Raw genomic sequence first — 3181 nt, 5'->3', positions numbered from 1 at the left:
TTTCCCAAGTACGTCCAGTACGAGGGAAACCCTCCGCCTTGCGACTGCACGCACCGGACGCCGCGGGCCCCGCCCTACGGGCGGACGGCGCCATTTTGAAGACACGGCCTGGCGCCCGACGGCCGGGCCGGGTTCAGCCAGCGCCCAGCGGGCCGGTGCCGCTCCACAGCCCGGCCATACCGCCGCCCGTGACCGGCGACAGCGTCCCCCGCTCGGTGACGATCGCGGTGACCAGCTCCGGCGGGGTCACGTCGAAGGCCGGGTTGTACGCCTCCGTGCCCTCGGGCGCCACCGGCCGACCGCCGCCCGTACCCCGGGTGACCTCGTCCGCGTCCCGCCGCTCCACCTCGATCGCCGCCCCGTCGGGGGTGTCCGGGTCCACGGTGGTCGTCGGGGCGACCACGATGAACGGCACATGGTGGTAACGCGCCAGTACGGCCAGCGGATAGCTGCCCACCTTGTTGGCCACCGCGCCGTCCGCCGCAATCCGGTCGGCACCGATGAGAACGGCGTCCACCTCCCCCGCCGCGAACAGCGACCCCGCCGCGTTGTCCGTCAGCAGCGTGTACGGCATCCCGGACCGCGCGGCCTCCCACGCCGTGAGCCGGGCCCCCTGCAACAGAGGACGGGTCTCGTCTACCCACAGCCGCCGCAACCGGCCCGCGCGGTGCGCGGCCAGCGCCACCGCGAACGCCGTACCCTCCCCGCCCGACACCAGCGCCCCCGTATTGCAGTGGGTGAGAACGCGATAGGCGCCGCCCGGCACGAGTTCACCGAGGAGGGCCAGCCCATGGGCCGCCATCCGGTCACTGGCCTCGGCGTCCTCGCGGTGCAGCTCCCGCGCCGCCGCCAGCGCGGCCGCGGCCGCCCGCCCGGTGCCGCGTACCGCCTCGGCCCGGTACGCCGCCAGCGCCAGCCGCGCCCCGTATCCCAGGTTCACGGCGGTGGGCCGCGCCCCCGCCAGCACGGCGGCGGCGCTCTCCACGTCATCGCCCCGGGCGGCGGCCAGCGCCACCCCGTAGGCCCCGGTGATGCCCAGCAGCGGCGCACCGCGGACGGCCAGACTCCGGATCGCCGCGACCACGGCCGGGACGTCGGCACAGACGGCCTCGGTCTCCTCACCCGGCAGCCGGGTCTGGTCGAGGAGGACCAACCGGGGCCCCTCCGCCGTCTCGTCCCACCGCAGGACCGGAAGTCGTGACCCGTCACCGCCGCGCCCTCGCGCGTACTGATCAGCCATCCGCACAGTCTGCCGCCTCCCCCGCCGGGAAAGAAGGCTCGGCGGGCACCCGGCCCCCGGCACCCGTCCACGGGGCGGGGGGTGCGTGGCACGATGGCTGACGGCCCGCCGCTCACCCGACGGCACCGGCTTCCCGCAGGCAGCGGCTCTTCGGCCCGCTGCCACGACCGACTCACGAGGTGGACGACCGTGAACGACTCTCCGGGCCGGCTCTCGCCCGGATCCGCTTCCTCCGAGGAACAGGGCGCTCAGGTGCCCCGCCCCGCGGAGCCCGCCGACCAGGCCGGCTCCGATTCGAAGTGGTCCAGCCGACAGCCCCCCGCCGGTCAGTGGTCCGCACCGTCCGCACCGGGTCCGTACGGCGGCGGCCAGGCTCCGCCGCCCAGCGGCCCCGGCTGGGGCGGTCCGGGGTTCCAGGGCGGCTGGGGCATCCCCGAGGCGCCCAAGCCCGGAGTGATCCCGCTGCGCCCGCTGAGCATCGGGGAACTCCTCGAAGGCGCCGTCTCGACGCTCCGCGCCCACTGGCGCACCGTCCTGACCATCACGATCGGCGTCGCCGCCGTCGTGGAGACCGCGAATGTCCTCGTCCTGCGCCATCTGCTGCCGGGCACCACCGAGATAGACGAGAACGCCGACCCCGAGGTGGCCATGGAACAGGCCATGGACGCCCTGGGGTCGTATACGGCGGCCCTGGGTCCCATGTTCCTGATCTCGCTCTTCGGCACCTTCTTCACCACGGCCCTGATGACGGTCGTCATCAGCCGCTCGGTCCTCGGCCGACCCGTATCGCTCGCCGAGGCGTGGCGCGAGGCCCGCCCCCGGCTGCCCCAGCTGCTGGCCGTGACGTTCCTGGTGCCTTTGATGGGCGCGGCCGTCCTGGCGGTGGGAATCCTCCCCGGCGCCCTGATCGGCGGCGTCGGAGGCACCGCCCTGGCCCTGCTGGGCGGTTTCGCCGCCCTCCCCGTCGCGATGTGGCTGCTGGTCCGGTTCGCCCTCGCGCCCCCGGCCCTGATGCTGGAGCGCCAGGGCGTCGCCGACGCGTTGCGCCGCTCGGCCAAGCTGGTCAACGGCGCCTGGTGGCGAGTATTCGCCGTCCTCCTGCTGACCCTGCTGCTGACCACCATCGTCCAGATGGTCATCGACATGCCGTTCGGCATCGCCGCCATCGCCATCGACGGCAGCAGCACCGACTATCTCTACTCCAACCAGTTCTCCGGATTCAGCTGGACGTATCTGATCGTCACCGGCGTCGGCGCCGTGATCGGCTCGATGATCACCCTGCCGATCGCCGCCGGGGTCAATGTCCTCCTCTACGTCGACCAGCGCATCCGCCGCGAGGGCCTCGACATCGAGCTGGGCCGCGCGGCCGGACTCCCCGGCTACGGCGCCGCCCCGCCCGCAGACGCCGCTGACAGCCGCTGAGACACCCACCAGCACCGAATGAGTCCCGCCGGAATGTTCCGGCGGGACTCTTTCCGTTTCCGTGAAGATCCCCATCGAGGCGGTACCACACGCGGTACCACACCACGAGAACACCCCGGCCTTCTCCAACGGGCCTGAGCCGGGTTCTGGGAGTGGGTCCCGGCGTCCCGTACGGCCTCGGGGGAACGCGCCCTCCTCGGGCCCCATGACGGACTAGCTGCGGAGCTCCGGCAGCACCGGTGGTGGACTCGGCACGCGACGCGCTCTCACCCGCTCCAGCGGGCGGCTGTCCGGCGCTGAAGACAGAGCAGGGGCGGCGGCCAGCTAGGAAAGACTCCTCCGTCCCTGCCTTCGAGGAACGCCCCTGAAATGCAGAAAGGGCTCTGGCCCCGAGACATAGTCTCAAGGGGCCAGAGCCCTCACTCAAAAATTGTTCGGCGGCGTCCTACTCTCCCACAGGGTCCCCCCTGCAGTACCATCGGCGCTGAAAGGCTTAGCTTCCGGGTTCGGAATGTAACC

At 72.7% G+C, this 3181-nt stretch carries 2 protein-coding genes and 1 rRNA gene; 1 reads left to right on the top strand and 2 read right to left on the bottom strand.

The window, feature by feature from the left end:
- Window positions 1-133: 133 nt before the first annotated feature.
- Complete coding sequence (gene mtnA / locus AB0G74_RS34265; protein WP_361154615.1) at window positions 134-1240, bottom strand: S-methyl-5-thioribose-1-phosphate isomerase; 1107 nt, start codon at window positions 1238-1240, stop codon at window positions 134-136.
- Between the two features lie 189 nt (window positions 1241-1429).
- Between mtnA and AB0G74_RS34260 the strand changes: the two genes are divergently transcribed.
- Window positions 1430-2662 carry a glycerophosphoryl diester phosphodiesterase membrane domain-containing protein gene (locus AB0G74_RS34260; protein WP_361154612.1) on the top strand — a complete coding sequence of 411 codons (1233 nt, stop codon included), beginning with the start codon at window positions 1430-1432 and terminating at the stop codon, window positions 2660-2662.
- A 432-nt stretch (window positions 2663-3094) separates the two neighbouring features.
- Here AB0G74_RS34260 and rrf read toward each other — a convergent pair.
- Window positions 3095-3181: ribosomal RNA gene (gene rrf / locus AB0G74_RS34255) — 5S ribosomal RNA — on the bottom strand; the annotation flags it as partial.

This window comes from Streptomyces sp. NPDC020875, from assembly GCF_040641415.1.
In the GTDB taxonomy this organism is placed as follows: domain Bacteria; phylum Actinomycetota; class Actinomycetes; order Streptomycetales; family Streptomycetaceae; genus Streptomyces.
The sequence above is the reverse complement of the archived record's forward strand: the minus strand, read 5'-3'. Positions and strand labels throughout refer to the sequence as shown.